Origin of the sequence: Natronocella acetinitrilica, assembly GCF_024170285.1 — a bacterium.
Classification (GTDB): Bacteria; Pseudomonadota; Gammaproteobacteria; order Nitrococcales; family Aquisalimonadaceae; genus Natronocella; species Natronocella acetinitrilica.
On sequence record NZ_JALJXV010000013.1, the window covers coordinates 15,676 to 34,666 of the forward strand.

The window sequence follows — 18,991 nt, forward strand, 5'->3', positions numbered from 1 at the left end:
TGTGAGACCTGTTTCCAGGTCTCGATTCGCGCCTAGGAGGAGAGCTTGATGGTGTAAGCATGCGCCAGCAAAATGAAAATATCTGCGCAGTCCATCACAGTTTGACGAATTATCAAGGAAATATTTTTCTCCAGACCTGTCAGGTGTTTGCGGGTTTGCGCGGATCGATTTTTTCGGGGGGGTGGGCTTCTCCGAAGAGGCGTTGTGCAAGCCTTGCACGGTCAACCGGCGATTGGGGAATCTCGTCCAGAGCATCCACGGCCTGCAGGCGCGGCGACAGGCTTGCACGATTGGCAAGCTGGATGCTCAGGCCGGGCCGGGCATTCAACTCCAGCACCATGGGGCCATGATCCCGGTCCAGAACCACATCGACACCGAGATAGCCCAGATCCGCCAGTGAGTAACAGCGCGCTGCGAGTTCTAGCAGATAGTCCCACCCGGGTATTTCCACGCCTGCGATGGGGTCGCCGGTATCCGGGTGAAGGTCCGTGAAACGATCCAGCCACACGGCAGTGGTGGTGCGGCCACTGTTCATGTCCAGACCTGCACCCACGGCTCCCTGGTGCAGGTTCGCCTTGCCGTCCGAGATGCGGGTTGGCAGCCGGACCATGGCCATGACCGGCACACCCTTGAAGACGATGGTACGTATGTCTGGCACACCGCCGTAGCTGATGCGTTCGAACAGGGGATCGAAAATCACCCGTTGCTCGATCACCGCCTGGTCCGGCTGTCCGCCAAGGCTGTGCATACCGCTCAGGATGTTCGATATGTGGTGGCCGACGTGGTCAACGCTGACCAGGCGCCCGCTGCTCAGGCGATAGTTGCCGTGCTGGGTGCCCATGACCACCATGATCCCATTGCCGCCGCTGCCATGGGCGGGCTTTACCACGAAGTCCTGATAGTCGCCGAGCATTGCCGGCAGACGCCGGATCTGCCGCTCGATCTCCACTGTGGCATAGAGCTTGGGAACCTGAATGCCGGCCTCCTCGGCCCGCCGCTTGGTGATGAGCTTGTCGTCCACCAGCGGATAGTTGCGGCGATCGTTGTGCCCCATGATGTATTCGGCGTTACGCTCGTTCATGCCGAGCACGCCGGAGCGCCGCAGGCCGTGCAAGAGGCGGATCATTTGCCCGATTGCTCCCGAATCAGGTGGCGAAAACGCCAGATCTCGGTGAGGCGATACCCGGTGTACCGACCCATGAGCAACACCACGGCAAGAATGATGAGCAGAATCTCCGGGAACATGAACACCAGGTGGGCCAGCTCGTCATTGAACATCACCAGATAGCCCAGTATTGCTACCCCCAGGCTGCCAACGCCTTGCTGGATTGCCTCGCCGGGGCCGAACTCTTCCCAGACCAGTGACATGCGCTCGATGGTCATGGCGAGAATGACCATTGGGAACAGGGCGACGGACAGCCCACGGTCCAGGCCGAGCTTGTGGGACAGGATACTGATAGCGGCCAGCAGAACCACGACCACGATCAGCACTGCGGCGAGCCTCGGCACCAACAGAAGCTTGAGGTTCTCCAGGTAAAAGCGGATCAGCAACCCGATGGCCACGATGGCGGTGAACAGGAAGATGCCCCACAGCAACTCGGTCTCGCGAAAGGCGAGCGCGATCAGAATGGGCATGAAGGTGCCGAAGGTCTTTACGCCGATGAAGTTGCGCATGAACACCATGACCAGCGCACCGATGGGGACCAGCAATAGAATTCGATAGGTATTCTGGGTGTGGATCGGCAGCGACAGCAAAGAGAAATCCATGAGCAACGAGCCGCCCAGCATGGCCTGCTGCTGTGCAACGGCGACCGTCTCCCTCGGCGTGCGGGCCGCCGAGAACTGAACCTGACCTTGCCGCCCGCCGGAGATTTCCATCAGTGGGGCGTCGCCCCAGTGCCAGACCAGGGTGTCGTCGCCGTAGCCAGGGGATCCGGTCCTCGGATTGAAGGCGATCCACTCCGTGCCGTTATGCACCTCGAGATAGCTTTCCAGCGCACCGCGGCGCATCTGGTCCCGCAACGAAAGCACCTGCACTGGCCGCGCTGGAATGCGCGCACCGGCGAGTATGTGAATGATGTTGCGGGTATGCTCAGCGTCACCCTCGGCGAAGCTCCGCAGGACGCCCACATGCTCGTCGGGCGACTCGGCGTTGTATCGAATGAGAAGGCGCTGCGCGAATGAGGCAATGTCCGCAGACTCCTGACGGACGTTGTCCAGTAAGGTCATGGCGGCGAAGCCATAGGGCTCCTCGTACTCGGGGACTTCCGGGAACGTCGGTTGCGGCCCGGCGATGACAGTCTCCCCGCTCTGATCTTCGGAAATCTGTATCCGGTAGTAGAGGGTCTGCGAGCCACTGGCCCGACGTGAAGTCCATTCGGCGCGCCGATTGGTGCCGTCACCGGTGCGGGTGAGCCCGAAGCCACCGGAGATGTAATCCTCGCTCAGGACATTGAAGCCCGGCGGGTTCGACGGGATGAACAACTGAACCCGAGTGGGGCCGGCGTCGGCCTGCAGCGACGCTGTGGCCTCCACTGTCCAGACCATGGTCTGGGCGTCGGCGGTGAGGGGCAGGCCGAGTACATCCACCTTGTACCAGATCCCCGCAACGCCTAGACCACACAGCCCGAGAGCCAGGAGCTTGAGGTGTAGGTTTCGCAAGGGGCATATCCTTCAGGTGATGTCAGGGACCCCATGAACGCAAGCTTGCAGGCGGGGTGGTAAGCGGCGGCGGGGCCACAATATCGCTATTCTCGTGAAGCTTGACCGATCGGTCAATTGATGTCGCGAAACCGTCACCGGACGGAGACAAAAAAAGGCGCCCCGTTGGGACGCCTCAGGAAACGATCAGTGAGAGACCAACCTTACCAGTCGTCGTCGCCGCCTTCTTCCTCGAAGTCCTCGAAGTCGCCGTCATCGACCTCTTCGCACCCGGACAGGGTGATCAGGCCGGTAAGCAACATGGCGATCAGAGCGGCGGCCAGTGTGCGCTTCTTGCCATTCATAGCAACCTCCTGTGTTGGACAGTGTAAAACGACACAGGGGAGGCTGCAGATCCCGTGCCACACTAGAAATAACTTATAAAACAATTATTTGTTTATTTCCTGGTGCCTGCGAGGACTGTGCCATTTTGACACATGTGGCGATCCGTGCCACAAGAGACGTGATTCGTTGCGACGCAGGGGTTAGCCTGTCGGATTGGTTTGCCGGTCAGAAGCCAAGCACTTTCGTGTTCGGGTCAGCCAGTCGCTCCGCCATCTGGGCATCGCTGTCCTCCGTGACGCCGTCAACGAAGTCGTCTGTGCTGTAGCGGCCGAACGCCGTATTGGGCAGGAAAAGTGGACAGACGCTGACGGAGGCGCCGGCCGACATGGCCTCTTCCATGAGTTCGCGCGGGGTGATGGTGCGCGGCTCGAGGGTTTCGGGCATGCGATCAGCGATGGCCAGTTCGCCGGCCGGGCCGCACAACAGGATGTGCACCTCGTGCCCTTCGCCAGCAAGCGTCCGGGCGAGCGTCATGGCTGTGCCCTGGATCTGCCCGGCATTGGTAAACAATGTAAGGACGAAGCGATCGCCATTGTCTTCGGCCATGGCTTGCAGGCTGGTGCCGAGAAAGAGGCTGATCGCGAAAATGAAACGTGTGAGTGTTGTCATGAATGTGGGCCCGTTCGAGGTGTTGGTTGACGAGACAGTTCACCCTGAGAAGAGCGAGCAGTCCCTACCTGGAGTCAATTCAACGCGTAAGTGTACCAGACTGACCGTTTTCCCCGGCAGACTCGCACCGCGAACGAGTGCCCGGAAACGCGGTCCTAAACGCATTGTCCATGGCGCGCCCCGTCTGCGGATTGAGCGCCGGGAAACGGAGTGATGCAGCGATGAGATTAGTCTACCAGTTGCTGGGTGTCGCCATGGTGGCCGGAATTGGCGTGGGTGCCTGGTTCGCCATTGATCACGCGGGGCAGGGTGACGCCAGCGCGGCGGGCCCCCGAGGTGGGGGTGGTGGCGGTGCGGTGCCGGTGGAAGTTGTCGCTGCCCGCACGTCTACCGTCGAGCGCACCGTGACCGCCGTCGGCACCACGCTTGCGCGTGAGTCCATCGACGTCGTGGCCGAAGTCCCCGGGCGTATCCGGTCCATCAATTTCGAGGAAGGCCAACGCGTTAGCAGCGGCGACATCCTGTTCGAACTTGATCGGCGCCGCGAGGAAGCCGATTTGCGGGAGCTGCAGGCCCAGGTCAGGGATGCCGAACGCAGGCTACGTCGCAGTCGCGCGCTCTTTGAAGACAACAGCGTTCCGGAAGCGCAGGTAGATGAGGACGGCGCAGCGCTTGAAACCCTGCAGGCCCGGTTGTCAGCCGCTGAAACCCGGCTCGACGAGCGTTACATTCGCGCGCCCTTTGATGGCGTGACCGGCTTGCGTGAAGTGAGCACCGGCGCCTTTGTCAGCGCCGGCACGCCGTTGACCACCCTGGACGACATTGGTCGGCTGCGCCTCGAGTTCTCGGTGCCGGAGCGTTTTCTTGGCCTATTGCGGTCAGGTTTGGCGGTCTCAGCGGAAAGCGTGGGCTTCGAGGGGCGCGACTTCAGCGGCGAAGTGCGTCGGGTCGGTGCCCGGGTGGACCCAGTTTCCCGCAGCGTTCGGGTGCAATCCGAGTTGCAGAACGACGACCGACTGTTGCGCCCTGGCATGTTCATGACGGTTCGCATGGTGCTGGATCGTAACGATGATGCCGTACTGGTGCCCGAGGAGGCGCTATTGCCAGAGGGCGAACGGGTCTTTCTGTTCCGCATCAATGACGAAAAGGCGGAGCGGGTGCAGGTCCGGACTGGCGTTCGCCGGGACGGCCTCGTGGAGATCACCGACGGCATCTCCGCTGGCGATCTGGTGGTGATTGCCGGTCTACAACGGTTGCGGGATGGCGTGACGGTGCGCATCACCCGCGAGCACGAAGAAGACGAAGTTGCCCGCCGCTGGGCCCCTGCCGGAGAGTCGTGACATGATCGTCTCGGAGATTTCCGTCAAGCGCCCCGTTCTGGCGACGGTGGTGAGTCTCCTCATCGTCGTGCTGGGTATTGCCTCGCTGACCCAGTTACCGGTGCGCGAATATCCGGATATCGACCCGCCCGTGGTCTCCGTGACCACTGAGTACATCGGTGCCGGCCCCGAGGTGATGAACAACGAGATCACCGAGGTGCTGGAAAGTGCCATTAGTGGCGTCGACGGCATCCGTAACATCACCTCGGAGAGTCGGGAAGGCCGCGCCGAGACCACCATCGAATTCAACCTCAGCCGGGATATCGACAACGCGGCCAATGATGTGCGCGATGCCATCAATCGGGTGGGGGCGAACTTGCCGACCGATGCCGACCCGCCGGTGGTTACCAAGACCGAGGCTGACGCCCGCCCCATGATGTGGCTGGCGATGACCTCCGACAGGCTGACTGCGGCTGAAATGACCGATCTCGCCGAGCGACAGCTGGTGGATCGACTCTCGGTGCTCGAAGGCGTCTCCCAGATCCGTATCGGCGGTGAGCGCCGTTATGCCATGCGCTTGTGGCTGAACCGGGAGGCCATGGCTGCCCGCGGCGTCACGGTTGAAGACATCGAAAATACCCTGCGGCGCAACAACCTCGAGTTGCCGGCCGGTCAGGTGGAGTCGGTAACGCGCACGCTGAACGTGCGTGCCGACAGCCGTCTCAATACGCCCGACGAGTTCGAGCGGCTGGTCATTCGGCGGGAAGGTGATGTTCCGATCCGCATTGGCGACATTGCTAGCGTGATGCGCGGCGTTGAGGACGATCGCGCCATACTCCGCAATAATGGCCGCAACGCGATCGGCCTTGGCATCATTCGCCAGTCCCAGGCCAACATCATTGAAGTGTCCGACCTGGTGCGGACGGAACTCGACGCCATCCGGCCATCCCTCCCCGAGGGGGTCGAGATCGCGGAGGCCTACAACCAGTCGGTGTTCATTTCCGAATCCATCAAGGAAGTGCTGATCACGCTCAGTATCGCGGTGGGCCTGGTGGTGCTGGTGATTTTCATCTTCCTGCGCTCGGTTCGCGCCACACTGGTCCCGGCGGTGACCATACCCGTTGCGGTGATTGGTGCATTCTCGGTGATGGCACCACTCGGATTCTCCGTCAACGTGCTCACGCTACTGGCGCTGGTGCTCGCCATCGGTCTTGTAGTGGATGACGCCATCGTGATGCTGGAGAACATCCAGCGGCGCGTTGATGAGGGCGAGCCCCGGCTGCTCGCGGCGTATCGCGGTTCCAAGCAGGTCGGGTTTGCCATTGTCGCTACCACGGTGACGCTGATCGCCGTGTTCGTGCCCATCGCGTTCATGGAGGGCAACGTTGGTCGGCTGTTCACGGAGTTCGGCTTCGTGCTTGCGGCGGCGGTGGCCTTCTCCAGCATCGTGGCGCTGACACTGGCACCCATGCTGTGTTCCAAATGGTTGCGGCCGGTGTCCAGCTCCCGCGGGCTGGTGGGAGCCACCGAAGTCTTCTTTGTCAAGCTGACGGCGGGCTACCGCTGGCTACTGGTGCGCGCCCTGGGAATGCCGGTCGTGATCATTGCCGGGGCCGTGGTGGTTGCCCTGGTGGCGGTCAAGCTCGGCCAGATGCTGCCGGAGGAACTGTCACCAACGGAAGACCGCGGCGTTTTCATCATCCCGAGCAGCGCACCTCAGGGCTCCACGGCGGAGTATACCGATCGCAACGTGCGCCTGATCGAGGAAATCGTGAATCCCCTGCTCGAGAGCGGTGATGCGACCCGGGTGTTCTCCATCGTTGGGTTCCGCGATCGCTTCGACAGCGCGTTCACCATCGTCGGCCTTGCCCCCTGGAGCGAGCGGGACCGCCGCCAGCAGGACATGGTTGCCGAAGTGTTCCCGCAGATTGCCTCGATTCCCGGCATTCGTGCGTTTGCGGTCAACCCGCCCGGGCTTGGCCAGAGCGGTTTCCAGCAGCCGGTACAGTTCGTGATCGGTGGGCCGGATTATGAAACCGTCGAGGAGTGGGGCGAGCGGGTTCTGGCGCGCGCCCAGGAGAATTCCCAGCTGCTGAACGCCGATCTGGACTACGAGGAAACCCGCCCCCAGCTCAATGTGCGCATCGATCGTGAGCTTGCCGCTGACCTGGATATTCCGGTGGAGGCCATCGGCCGTACCTTGCAGACCATGCTTGCGTCGCGCACCGTGACCACCTATCTGGATCGCGGGCGGGAATATGACGTGCGCCTGCAGGCATCGAGGCAGGAGCGCTCGTCGCCCTCGGACCTCGAGGAGATCTTCGTGCGTAGCGGCAACAACGGCCAGTTGGTGCCACTTTCCAGCCTGATTACGCTGGAGGAGTCAGGTGCCGCACCTGTGTTGAGCCGTGTTGACCGCCTGCCGTCAGTCACGCTGACCGCCTCGCTGGCGCCAGGCTATGACCTGGGCAGTGCACTGCGATTCCTGGAAAGTGCCGCCAGTGACGAGCTGCCCGACGAAGCCCGGATCAGCTATCTCGGGCAGTCGCAGGAGTTCATGAGCACGTCTGGCGCCATCTATTTCACCTTCGCCCTGGCGCTGCTGGTAGTGTTCCTGGTGCTCTCGGCGCAGTTCGAAAGCTTCGTCCATCCCGCGATCATTCTGCTGTCGGTGCCGCTGGCCATCACCGGGGCCTTGCTCGCGCTGTTCCTCACCGGCATCACGTTGAATGTCTATAGTCAGATCGGCATGATTCTCCTGATCGGGCTGATGGCGAAAAACGGTATTCTCATCGTCGAGTTTGCCAACCAGTTGCGGGACGAGGGCTACAACGTTCTCGATGCCATTACCGAAGGCGCAGTGCTGCGCTTCCGCCCGATCCTGATGACCGCCGTCTCAACGGTGTTCGGTGCGCTGCCGCTGGTGCTGGCGAGTGGAGCTGGGGCCGAAAGCCGCGCTTCCATTGGCGTGGTAGTGATTGGTGGGCTCGCTCTTGCGACCGTGCTGACCCTCTTCCTGACGCCGGTGCTTTACAATCTGCTGGCACGCTTCACCCGATCGGCCGGTGCCGTGGCTGCGGATCTCGAACAGCTCGCGTCCGAGGAGCGGGCCAGCGGCCGCCGGGATCGTGGGCCGCAGACCGAGAGCCCTCAGGCCGGTTGATTCCATATAAGAACGCGTAAGGGGTAGGCAATGAGAGTTGCAGTTATCACGGGTGCCACCGCCGGCTTCGGCGCGGCGACGGCGAGGCGCTTTGCCTCAAATGGCTGGAGACTGGTGGTGACCGGACGCCGGCAGGAACGGCTGGACGCACTGGTTGAAGAGTTCGGCGGCCCGGAGATGGTGCACGCCCTCCCCATGGACATGCGCGATCGCGAGGCTGTGGAAAAGGGATTGGGCAAGTTGCCGGCGCCCTTCGATGCGGTGGAGGTACTGGTGAACAACGCCGGTGTGGGGTACGGGCTTGAGCCGATTCAGGAGGGTAACGTCGATGAGTGGGAGGCGACCATCGACACCAACCTCAAGGGCGTGCTCTATGCCACCCGTACGCTATTGCCCGGCATGATCGAGCGCAAGCGTGGTCACGTGATCAATCTTGGCTCCACTGCCGGTAGCTGGCCTTACACCGGCGGCACCATCTATGGTGCCAGCAAGTCCTTCATTCAGCACTTCAGCCGTGGCCTGCGCGCCGACCTGGCAGGCCATGCCGTGCGCGTCACCAATATGGACCCGGGCTTATGTGAAACCGAGTTTTCCGTCAATCGCTTTCGTGGTGATGTGGAGCGGGCCAATAGCCTGTATGAGGGCAATGACCCTATCATCAGTGAAGACATCGCGGAGGCCATCTGGTGGGTGGTGAATATGCCATACCGGGTGAACGTGAACACCATGGAACTGATGCCGCTCAGCCAGAGCTGGTCGCCGTTGCAGGTAAAACCGGTGGACTGGCCCGAGGGCTGTGATCCCGATTCGTCGCCGGAGCGCGATGATCGGTGAGTAAAGCGCGCCCCGGTTGATCCGGGGCGCGGTCTTTCCGGACTAGCCGTTCAACGTTCCCGTGAGCGGTGACGAAGCCACACCGCGAATCCGGGCAGGCATGCGGCCAGCGAGATAAGCATGGCGCCCGGCAATTACCGCATGCTTCATTGCAGCGGCCATGCGTTCCGGGTCATTTGCCTCGGCCACGGCGGTATTCAACAGCACTGCATCACAGCCCAATTCCATGGCAATGGCTGCGTCGGAGGCCGTCCCCACCCCGGCATCCACCAGCACGGGGGCGGCGCAGGTTTCGACGATGCGGCGGATGTTGAGGCGATTCTGAATGCCGAGACCCGATCCGATGGGCGCCCCAAGCGGCATCACCGCGGTGCAACCCATGTCGCCCAGCTCCTTGGCGATAAGCGGATCGTCGGTGGTGTAGGCCATCACGTGAAAGCCATCGCGAATCAACTGTTCCGCCGCCTTGAGGGTCCCGATGGTGTCTGGCTGAAGCGTTTCCTTGCAGCCGATGACTTCGAGTTTGCACAGGGTTTCGCCGTCCAGCAGCTCACGGGCGAGCTGGCAGGTATAGACGGCATCCTCGACTGTGTAGCAGCCCGCGGTGTTGGGCAGGATGGTGCAGCCCAGTTCCCGCAGCGCCGGCAGCAGGGCGTCGCCGCCAGCGGTGTCCGGCAGCCGGCGAATCGCCACCGTCACAATCTCGCTACCGCTGGCGCTGACCGCGCGGCGGGTTTCGTCCAGATCCTTGTAGCGCCCGGTGCCGAGCAGCAGGCGGGATTGGTATTCCCGCCCGGCCAGCTTCAGGGGCTTGTCGCTGTCGATCATTGTCGTCTCCGTGGTTCGTTCAGCCGCCGCCCACCGCCTGCACGACATCGACGGCGTCACCGTTCTGCAGTACATGATCCGGATGGCGTGAGCGGGGTATGACTTCGCGGTTAACCGCGATGGCGATGCCATGCTCGGGGAAACCGCGTTGCTCGATCAGTTCACGCACGCTCGTGCCCATGGGCAGGCACAGGGCCTGCCCATTGACGGTGACGTTGATCTGCGTGGTCGTCGTGCTATCGGTCATTCAGTATCCCGAACGTAGATGTCGGATCCGCGGCGGCGGAATTCAATGGCCTTTTCCTCCATGCCCTTTTCGATGGCTTCCTGCTCCGAACCCAGGCCATGCTCCTTGGCGTAACGCCGCACGTCCTGGGTGATCTTCATGGAGCAGAAGTTTGGCCCGCACATGGAGCAGAAGTGCGCCACCTTGTGACCTTCCTTGGGCAGGGTCTGGTCATGGAATTCCCGGGCCTTCTCCGGGTCCAGCCCGAGGTTGAACTGGTCCTCCCAGCGGAACTCGAATCGGGCCTTCGACAGTGCGTTGTCCCGCACCTGGGCTGTCGGGTGCCCCTTGGCGAGGTCGGCCGCGTGGGCTGCCAGCTTGTAGGTGATGATGCCATCGCGGACGTCCTGCTTGTCGGGCAGGCCCAGGTGCTCCTTGGGCGTCACATAGCAGAGCATGGCAGTTCCGTACCAGCCGATCTGTGCGGCACCGATGGCGGAGGTGATGTGGTCGTAACCCGGCGCGATATCCGTGGTCAGCGGTCCCAGGGTATAGAAGGGCGCCTCGTGGCAGGCCACCAGCTCCTTTTCCATGTTCTCCTTGATCTTCTGCATGGGCACATGGCCGGGGCCTTCGATCATCACCTGTACATCGTGACGCCAGGCGATCTCGGTGAGTTCGCCCAGGGTTTCCAGTTCGGCGAACTGGGCGGCGTCGTTGGCGTCTGCGATGCAGCCCGGGCGCAGGCCGTCCCCCAGGGAGAACGCCACATCATAGGCCTTGAGGATTTCGCAGATGTCCTCGAAGTGGGTGTAGAGGAAGCTCTCCTGGTGATGCGCCAGGCACCACTTGGCCATGATGGAGCCACCACGGGAGACGATGCCGGTGACGCGATCGGCGGTCAGTGGCACGTAGGGTAGCCGCACCCCGGCGTGGATGGTGAAGTAGTCCACCCCCTGTTCTGCCTGCTCGATCAGGGTGTCGCGGAAGATTTCCCAGGTCAGGTCCTCGGCCTTGCCATTGACCTTCTCCAGCGCCTGATAGATCGGCACCGTGCCGATGGGCACGGGGCTGTTGCGCAGTATCCACTCCCGGGTTTCGTGAATATGCTTGCCGGTGGAGAGGTCCATGACCGTGTCCGCACCCCAGCGAATACCCCGGACCATCTTCTCCACCTCTTCCTCGATGGAGGAGGTCACCGCCGAGTTGCCCAGGTTGCAGTTGATCTTCACCAGGAAGTTGCGGCCGATGATCATCGGCTCGGATTCCGGGTGGTTGATGTTGTTGGGGATGATGGCGCGGCCCCGGGCCACCTCGTCGCGCACGAACTCCGGCGTGATCACGTCGGGGATGTTGGCACCGAAGCCCTCGCCCTTGTGGCGGCGCAGCAGGCGCTTGTCCTGCAACTCCTGGATGCGCTGGTTCTCGCGGATGGCGATGAACTCCATCTCCGGCGTGATGATGCCTTGGCGGGCATAGTGCATCTGGGTGACGTTGGCACCGGGTTTGGCCCGACGGGGGGCGCGGATATGCTCGAAACGCAGGTGCGCGGTGGCCGGGTCGGTGGCGCGCTCCTGGCCGAAATCGGAAGTCGGACCGGTCAGGCTTTCCGTATCACCGCGCTCGTTGATCCAGGCATCCCGCAGGCGGGGTAGGCCGGCCATCAGGTCGGGTTTGAAAGTCGGGTCGGTGTAGGGGCCGGAGGTGTCATAGACGGTGATAGGCGGATTTTTCTCGCGGCCGTCTGAACCCACCGTGTCGGATTGATGGATCTCCCGCATGGGCACGCGGATGTCCGGCCGCGAGCCGGTGACATGGATTCGCTCGGATCCTGGGAACTGGCGAGTGATCTCCTCGCTCAGGCCGGCGGTCTTCTGGGTAAAGATTTCGGGTTGGCTACTCATCGCATCACCTCTGTTTCTGCTGGCGAGTGACGCGACGCAAAGATGCAACGATGGTGTGTCATCGAAGCTCCCTACGCCGGTACTAACCGGGTCAGGTTCGAAGGGTCTGTCTCAGCCCCGAAGGGCACCCCCGCTTCCTACGGTGGCGACGCCACCGTGCATTGAGTCTAGCGCGTCTGGCGGCGCAAGTCAGGAGTGCCCGCGACAGCACCCCGTACCAGCGCCCACATGGTGCGTTACGCGCTGCGCGCTAACACACCCTACGGGTCGGATCGGCGCACCGGACCGCGGTTTGTGCATTGGGTGTGGGGCCGGCAAAAAAAACGACCGCGGTCGCGGTGCATTACGGCCTTCGGCCTAACACACCCTACGTTTGGCCGTGCCCGCTGTAGGGTGTGTTAGCGCGCAGCGCGTAACGCACCGCAACGGCGCTAGGCCAAAACCCATTGCCCCCGCCTACGCCAACACCGCCAACAACACCACCAAAGCCGGTATCGCCAGAATATGCGACAGCAGAATGATGCCCGACGCGAGCCCGTCATCCCCCTTCAACTGGCGGGTAAGCACGTAGCTCGCCGCCGCCGTGGGGCTGGCCAGCATGAGCGCGGTGATCAGCGTCTGCTCCGCCGACAGCCCCAGCCACCAGGCCAGCATCAGGCCGAACACCGGCAGCAGGAATACCTTCATCGCAGCGCCGGCAGTCGCCACCCGCAGATTGCCCTGGATCGGCGTGAGGTACAGCGCGCCGCCAATGCAGATCAGCGCCAGGGGGAAGGCCATCGAGCCAAGCGTGTTCAGGGTTCGATCCGCCAGCAGCGGGAACTGGATCTGCAGCAGCGACACCACGAGCCCCGCCGCACAGGCGATCAACAGCGGGTTCGTCACCAGGCCACGGCCGGCGGCCCGCATGGCGCTGCGGCTGATGCCGCCCGCGGAGAACAGCAGGATGACCACCGCCATGATGTTGTACACCACCACCAGCGGGCCGATGATGAGCAGCACGCTGGCCTCGGCCTGCGCCGTGGCCAGGCCCGCTGCATCGAAGGCGTAGAGCACCACCGGCAAGCCCACGAACACCGCGTTGCCGCGAAATGCACCCTGGATGAAGGCCCCGCGGGAGAAACGTTCCAGACGCCCGAGCCACGCCACCAACATGGCCGCGAGAATGCCAAGGAAAGTTGCTCCGATAATCGCGATGAGTAGATCCGCAGCGGCGACGAAGTCGGGGCTGGCGCCACCGATCCGGTGGAAGAGCAGCGCCGGCAGCGCCACCCAGTAACACAGCCGATTGACGTCATGCAGCACGCCGGCGGAGAAAAAGCGCCCGCGCATCAGCGCCCAGCCGAGGCCGATCAGCAGAAATACCGGCGCGATGACGTTGAGGATCGTAAGCAGGATCGGCTCCGGAAGTCGTGGCCCGGCGGGCACCTTAGCGCGATTCTGGCAGATTCGCCTCGCTGATGCCGCTGATCGGCCGTAGCACCGATTACTTGAATTTGTCGAGGTTTGCCCCACAGTCAGGCGTATAAGAGGCGATACACGCCTCCACATTCAGGCTGCCGCCGGAGGTTTGGCATGACGTCGTTCAACCCTGGAACCACCGCACTGCTGCTGGTGGATATCCAGCCTGATTTCATGCCGGGTGGGCCGCTGGCTTGCGATAGGGGCGACAGCATCGTCGGGCCGGTTCGGGAACTGATGCAGTCCCGTGACTACGGCCACGTGGTGGCCACGCAGGACTGGCACCCGGCTGGCCATATCTCCTTCGCCAGTTCCCACCCCGGCACCAAGCCGTTCCAGACAATCCCGCTGTATGGGGAGGACCAGGTGCTCTGGCCCGACCACTGCGTTCAGGGCAGTCGCGGTGCTGGCCTGCATGACGGCCTGCCGCTGGAACTGGTGGACGTGATCATCCGCAAGGGGTCGGACCCGAAGGTGGATTCCTACAGCGCCTTTCGCAATAACATCGGGCCGGATGGCGAGCGCCCCACAACCGGCCTTGCCGGCTGGCTGCGGGAACGGGGCGTGACCACCGTGCATGTCTGTGGGCTGGCCCGGGATGTGTGCGCACTGTGGACCGCGGAGGACGCTGCCGAAGCTGGCTTCGAGACCCATTTTCTGTGGGATCTCACCCGTCCGGTTGAAGACACCGAGGCCTCAAACCAGGCGACCCGTGCGGCATTGGGCCGTGCCGGCGTACATGTTATTTAGCGCGCATACAGCCTGAGGCAAACGCGGTAATCTGATGGTGAACATGCCTGCCAGTCGGGGCAGGTCGGGCAGTCGGGGGATTCCGGGTGCGTGAACACGGTGCATGAATTGCGCGGCCAGGCAGGCCTTATTCTCTCCGGTGGCGGCGCGCGGGCCGCTTACCAAGTCGGGGTGCTGAAAGCCATTGCCGAGATGCTGCCTGCGTCGGCCAGCAATCCGTTTCCCATCATCTGCGGTACTTCCGCCGGCGCGATCAATGCCGCACTCATTGCCACCCATGCAAGCCGCTTTCGTACCGGTGTTAAGGGGCTGGAGACGGCCTGGGCGAACTTCACCTCCGACCAGATCTACCGCACCAACATCACCGCGCTGGCCGGGCGCTCAATGCGCTGGCTGTCGGCGCTGTTTCTCGGCGGCGTTGGCGCCCATCGGCCCGTATCACTGCTGGACAACACGCCATTGGCCCGGCTGCTCAGCCGGGTCGTTCGCTTCGAACGCATTGACGAAGCCATCGAAGCCGGTGACCTGCAGGCGCTGAGTATCACCTGCTCCGGCTACACCACCGGCGAGTCGGTGAGCTTCTACCAGGGTGCCGCCCAGATTGCCGATTGGGGGCGTGCCCGGCGCAAGGGCCGACGCACCCAGCTCGGCCTGCACCATCTGCTGGCTTCCAGCGCCATTCCGGTGGTGTTTCCCGCCGTGCGGATCGGTGGTGCCTATTTCGGCGATGGCTCAGTGCGGCAACTCGCGCCCATCAGCCCCGCTTTGCATCTGGGCGCGGACCGGGTCCTGGTTATTGGTGTGAGCGGCAGTGTGAACCGGACCTCGCCCAGTGGTACCGCCGAGCGCTACCCCAGCGTGGCGGATGTGCTGGGTCACATGATGGATTCCGCCTTCATCGACAGCCTGGAAGGCGACGTGGAGCGGCTGCAACGCATCAACCGTACCTTGCAGCATATCCCCGAGAAGGTACGCAGAAAGGTGGACGTCGGTCTGCGTAGCGTGGAGACGCTGATCATTTCCCCCAGCGAGAACATCGACAGAATCGCTGCCCGTCGCGCCGGTGAGATGCCACGCACCATGCGCTTCTTCCTGCGGGGCAGCGGCGCCACCAGGGGGGAGGGCGCCACCGTGCTCTCGTATCTGCTGTTTGAAGCCGGTTTCTGCTGCGAGCTGATCGCCCTTGGCTACAAGGACGCGGTTCAGCGGGAAACCGAGATCCTCCGTTTCCTCGGCCATGACCCGGTCGCGCTCCACGGCGCGGCGGGTGCCGTGCCCGGCGACGTCTGGTAGCGATACCTATTACATCGGCACATCCGAGGCTGGGCCTGCTGACAAGACATGTTCCAGGCGGATCAGTATGTTGTGTTTTCCCTGTTTGAAAACCCCAATCTGTAGCCCCCTGTCAAGCGTTGACTTGCCCCCGTCTTGGTCTAATATGGCGAAGCCAACCCCAACATATAGGGGTTGCCCGTTAACAAGATGTTGACATGTAGTGGAACATCCTGTGGATAACCACCCCAAGTCATTGAAACAGAAATCATCATCCCGGGGAGACAACAACATGAGCCACCCTGCGCCCACGCGCGTCGTCAAAAAGGACGTTACCGAGATACCGATCCAGAGCGCTTCCGTCGATATCTGGGACAAGAAATACCGGCTGAAGGCGAAGGACGGCCGCGTGATCGACGACACGGTGGATGACACCTACAAGCGGGTGGCGCGTGCGCTGGCCGACGTGGAGATCGGCAAGAAAAAGCAGGAGGAATGGTACGAGAAATTCGTCTGGGCGCTGCGTCAGGGTGCCATTCCCGCAGGCCGCATCACCTCCAATGCCGGCGCTCAGGAGCACAAGCCCGCCACCAGCACCATCAACTGCACCGTCTCCGGCACCATTGGCGACTCGATGAACGACATCCTGCACAAGGTGCACGAGGCCGGGCTGACGCTGAAAGCCGGTTGCGGTATCGGCTATGAATTCTCCACGCTGCGACACAAGGGCGCCTACGTCTCCGGCGCCGGGGCCTACACCTCGGGCTCGCTGTCGTTCATGGATATCTACGACCGCATGTGCTTCACGGTGTCCTCCGCCGGCGGGCGGCGCGGCGCGCAGATGGCCACCTTCGACGTGGGCCACCCCGACGTGCTCGACTTCATCCGCGCCAAGCGCGAGGACGGCCGGCTGCGCCAGTTCAACCTGAGCCTGCTCATCACCGACGAGTTCATGGAAGCGGTGCAGAAGAACGCCGACTGGCCGCTGGCCTTCCCGCTGACCATCCGCGAGGCAGAAGTCGACGGCGTCGACGTCAACGACCCCAGCGTGGTCATCTGGCGTGAATGGCCGAGCCGTGAAGGCTACGTCACCAACGAAGCAGGCCTGGTGGCCTGCCGCATCGAGCGCACGATCAAGGCCCAGCGGCTGTGGGACCTGATCATGACCTCCACCTACGACTTCGCCGAGCCCGGCTTCATCCTCATTGACCGCGTCAACGAGATGAACAACAACTGGTTCTGCGAGGAAATCCGTGCGACCAACCCGTGCGTGACGGCAGATACCCGGCTGCACACACAGCATGGGCTGGTTCGGATTGGTGACCTGTACGAATCCGGCGCATCGCTGGAGGCCAGCGTTGACGCCCGCACACTCTCGGATGGACGTCGTACCGATCGCCGCGTGGTGAGCCGGCCGGCGAAGCCCGCTTTCATGACGGCACGCAATGCGGACGTCTACCGGGTAACCACCGAAGATGGTTACGAAATCAAGGCCACGGCCTGGCACGATTTCTATACCGCCCGGGGCAAAGTCAAGCTAAAGGATCTGAAAGTAGGCGACGAGTTGCTCGTTCAGGCTGGCAAGGGCCAGTTCGGTACCGAGGGCAACGAGGACCTGGGCATTCTGCTCGGCCTGATTACAGGTGACGGCCATTTCACCAATCGTGGTGGTGACAAGGAAGCGGTCATCGTCAACTTCTGGAACCAGGAATGTGAGCTCGCCGAGCGAATCAGTGCGCATGTGAACACCCTGATCCGCGATGTTGCACAAACTGCGCGGACTTACGAAGTGACGCCTGTTGCCGTGCCGGAGCGCAATCACCTGTTTATTCGCTCCGTCCTGCTGGCCCGGGTGCTAGAGCGTTTCGGTTTCAGTCGTGACACTAAGTTCCAGGTACCGGAAGTGGTCTGGCGGGGTAGCGAATCCTGTGTGAAGGGCTATTTGCGAGGGCTTTTCCAGGCGGACGGAACGGTGAACATCTCCAGTAATTCGCAAAGCTGCTCCATCAGGCTGGCGTCCAGTTACCCGGAACTGCTCAAGGATGTGCAGGTGCTGCTTGCGAACCTGGGTGTGTTCTGCCGTATCCGTCAGCGTCGTGCGGCCAGCCAGCGGATGCTGCCGGATGGCAATGGCGGGAACAAGGCATATGACTGCAAGGCCGACTATGAGCTGATCATCGACGGCGAGTCCAGGGAACAGTTCATGGCCGAGGTTGGTTTCCTGCTGGACTACAAGAACACCCGCTATCAGGAATGGGTATCCGATAAACTCCTTCGGAAGACGCAGCGGTTTACCTCGCGCATCCACGAGATCGTCCACTTCGGTCGCGAGGCTGTCTACGACACCACGCAGCCTGATCAGAATTCGGTGATCTTCAACGGACTGGTCACGGGGCAATGCGGCGAACAGCCATTACCCCCCTACGGCGCCTGCCTGCTTGGTTCCATCAACCTCACCAAGTTCGTGCGTGAGCCCTTCACCGCCGATGCCTGGTTCGACTGGGACACCTACCGCGAGGTGGTGGCCACCTTCACCCGCATGCTCGACAACGTGGTCGAGATCAACGGCCTGCCGCTGCCCAAGCAGCAGGAAGAGATCATGCGCAAGCGCCGCCACGGCATGGGCTTTCTCGGGCTCGGCTCCACGGTGACCATGCTGCGCATGCAGTACGGCGACAGCGCGTCGGTGGCCTTTACCGAGCAGGTGGCGAAGGAAATGGCCCTGGTGGGCTGGCGCACCGCCGTCACCCTGGCGGAGGAAAAGGGCCCCGCCCCGATCATGGACGAAGACTTCACCGTGACCGAGGAAATGCTCGCCAAGCGCCCGGCAATGGCGCAGGACGGCTACAAGCTGGGCGACACCGTGAAGGGCCGGGTGCTGCTGGCGAAGTACAGCCACTACATGCAGCGGGTGGGCGAGGCCGATGCCGACGTCATCCAGGCCATCGCCGAGAAGGGCGCACGCTTCACCCACCACAGCTCCATCGCGCCCACAGGCACCATCTCGCTGTCCCTGGCCAACAACGCCAGCAACGGCATCGAGCCGAGCTTCGCCCATCACTACTTCCGCAACGTGATCCGCGAAGGGCGCAAGACCAAGGAAAAGGTCGACGTCTTCTCCTTCGAGCTGCTGGCCTACCGTCACTTCATCGACGAAGAGGCCATGCCCAACGCCGGTGACGGCGAGCATGAACTGCCGGACTACTTCATTACCGCCGACGACATCACGCCCAAGCAGCACGTGGATATCCAGGCGGCGGCGCAGAAGTGGGTGGATTCCTCCATCTCCAAGACGGCCAACGTCCCCACCGACTACCCGTACGAGGACTTCAAGGACATCTACCGCTACGCCTACAAGAGCGGGCTCAAGGGCTGCACCACCTTCCGCTTCAACCCCGAAGCCTTCCAGGGCGTGCTGGTGAAGGAGAAAGACCTCAACAGCACCACCTACCGCTTCGAGCTGGAAGACGGCAGCACCGTCGAACTCAAGGGTGGCGACGAAATCGAGTACGACGGCGAGGTGCACACCGCCGCCAACCTGTTCGACGCCCTCAAGGAAGGCTACTACGGCAAGTTCTGA

The 18,991-nt window shown here is 62.6% G+C and carries 14 protein-coding genes and 1 riboswitch; of the genes, 6 read left to right on the forward strand and 8 right to left on the reverse strand.

Features of this window, described 5'->3' with window-relative positions; genetic code table 11:
• Nucleotides 1–139: 139 nt before the first annotated feature.
• From J2T57_RS20705 to J2T57_RS20720, 4 genes are all read right to left on the reverse strand, one after another.
• The gene (locus J2T57_RS20705) at nt 140–1,126 is read right to left on the reverse strand and encodes an alpha-L-glutamate ligase-like protein (protein WP_253484883.1); all 987 of its coding nucleotides are present in this window, start codon (nt 1,124–1,126) and stop codon (nt 140–142) included.
• Nucleotides 1,123–2,661: an inactive transglutaminase family protein gene (locus J2T57_RS20710; RefSeq protein WP_253484887.1), complete on the reverse strand. Its 1,539-nt coding sequence runs from the start codon at nt 2,659–2,661 to the stop codon at nt 1,123–1,125. Before J2T57_RS20710 ends, J2T57_RS20705 begins: the two co-directional genes overlap by 4 nt.
• Nucleotides 2,662–2,864: 203 nt before the next feature.
• Complete coding sequence (locus J2T57_RS20715) at nt 2,865–3,005, reverse strand: hypothetical protein (protein ID WP_253484890.1); 141 nt, start codon at nt 3,003–3,005, stop codon at nt 2,865–2,867.
• Nucleotides 3,006–3,210: 205 nt separating this feature from the next.
• Complete coding sequence (locus J2T57_RS20720; protein ID WP_253484893.1) at nt 3,211–3,654, reverse strand: DsrE family protein; 444 nt, start codon at nt 3,652–3,654, stop codon at nt 3,211–3,213.
• A 221-nt stretch (nt 3,655–3,875) separates the two neighbouring features.
• Here J2T57_RS20720 and J2T57_RS20725 point away from each other — a divergent pair, with 221 nt between their 5' ends.
• From J2T57_RS20725 to J2T57_RS20735, 3 genes are read left to right on the forward strand one after another with little or no spacing between them, the layout of a single operon-like run.
• Nucleotides 3,876–4,994: an efflux RND transporter periplasmic adaptor subunit gene (locus J2T57_RS20725; RefSeq protein ID WP_253484895.1), complete on the forward strand. Its 1,119-nt coding sequence runs from the start codon at nt 3,876–3,878 to the stop codon at nt 4,992–4,994.
• Between the two features lies 1 nt (nt 4,995).
• A complete protein-coding gene (locus J2T57_RS20730; protein ID WP_253484899.1) occupies nt 4,996–8,136 on the forward strand; it encodes an efflux RND transporter permease subunit in 3,141 nt (1,046 codons plus the stop codon).
• Between the two features lie 30 nt (nt 8,137–8,166).
• Nucleotides 8,167–8,970: an SDR family NAD(P)-dependent oxidoreductase gene (locus J2T57_RS20735; protein WP_253484902.1), complete on the forward strand. Its 804-nt coding sequence runs from the start codon at nt 8,167–8,169 to the stop codon at nt 8,968–8,970.
• 42 nt (nt 8,971–9,012) lie between these two features.
• Here J2T57_RS20735 and J2T57_RS20740 read toward each other — a convergent pair whose 3' ends face one another.
• The 4 genes from J2T57_RS20740 to J2T57_RS20755 form a co-directional block, all read right to left on the reverse strand.
• A complete protein-coding gene (locus tag J2T57_RS20740) occupies nt 9,013–9,798 on the reverse strand; it encodes a thiazole synthase (RefSeq protein ID WP_253484904.1) in 786 nt (261 codons plus the stop codon).
• A gap of 19 nt (nt 9,799–9,817) precedes the next feature.
• Nucleotides 9,818–10,045, reverse strand: coding sequence for a sulfur carrier protein ThiS (gene thiS, locus J2T57_RS20745; protein WP_253484908.1), 228 nt, complete (start codon nt 10,043–10,045; stop codon nt 9,818–9,820).
• On the reverse strand, nt 10,042–11,928 hold the full coding sequence (gene thiC / locus J2T57_RS20750; protein WP_253484911.1) for a phosphomethylpyrimidine synthase ThiC: 1,887 nt from the start codon (nt 11,926–11,928) through the stop codon (nt 10,042–10,044). Before thiC ends, thiS begins: the two co-directional genes overlap by 4 nt.
• Nucleotides 11,929–11,979: 51 nt before the next feature.
• A riboswitch (TPP riboswitch) is annotated at nt 11,980–12,070 on the reverse strand.
• A 314-nt stretch (nt 12,071–12,384) separates the two neighbouring features.
• Nucleotides 12,385–13,356 carry an AEC family transporter gene (locus J2T57_RS20755; protein WP_253484914.1) on the reverse strand — a complete coding sequence of 324 codons (972 nt, stop codon included), beginning with the start codon at nt 13,354–13,356 and terminating at the stop codon, nt 12,385–12,387.
• 147 nt (nt 13,357–13,503) lie between these two features.
• Between J2T57_RS20755 and J2T57_RS20760 the strand changes: the two genes are divergently transcribed.
• The 3 genes from J2T57_RS20760 (at nt 13,504) to J2T57_RS20770 (ending at nt 18,991) form a co-directional block, all read left to right on the forward strand.
• Nucleotides 13,504–14,139 carry a nicotinamidase gene (locus J2T57_RS20760; RefSeq protein ID WP_253484926.1) on the forward strand — a complete coding sequence of 212 codons (636 nt, stop codon included), beginning with the start codon at nt 13,504–13,506 and terminating at the stop codon, nt 14,137–14,139.
• 90 nt (nt 14,140–14,229) lie between these two features.
• Entirely contained in the window at nt 14,230–15,432 is a 1,203-nt protein-coding gene (locus J2T57_RS20765; RefSeq protein WP_253484929.1) for a patatin-like phospholipase family protein, read from the forward strand.
• Nucleotides 15,433–15,703: 271 nt separating this feature from the next.
• A complete protein-coding gene (locus J2T57_RS20770; protein ID WP_253484956.1) occupies nt 15,704–18,991 on the forward strand; it encodes a ribonucleotide reductase barrel domain-containing protein in 3,288 nt (1,095 codons plus the stop codon).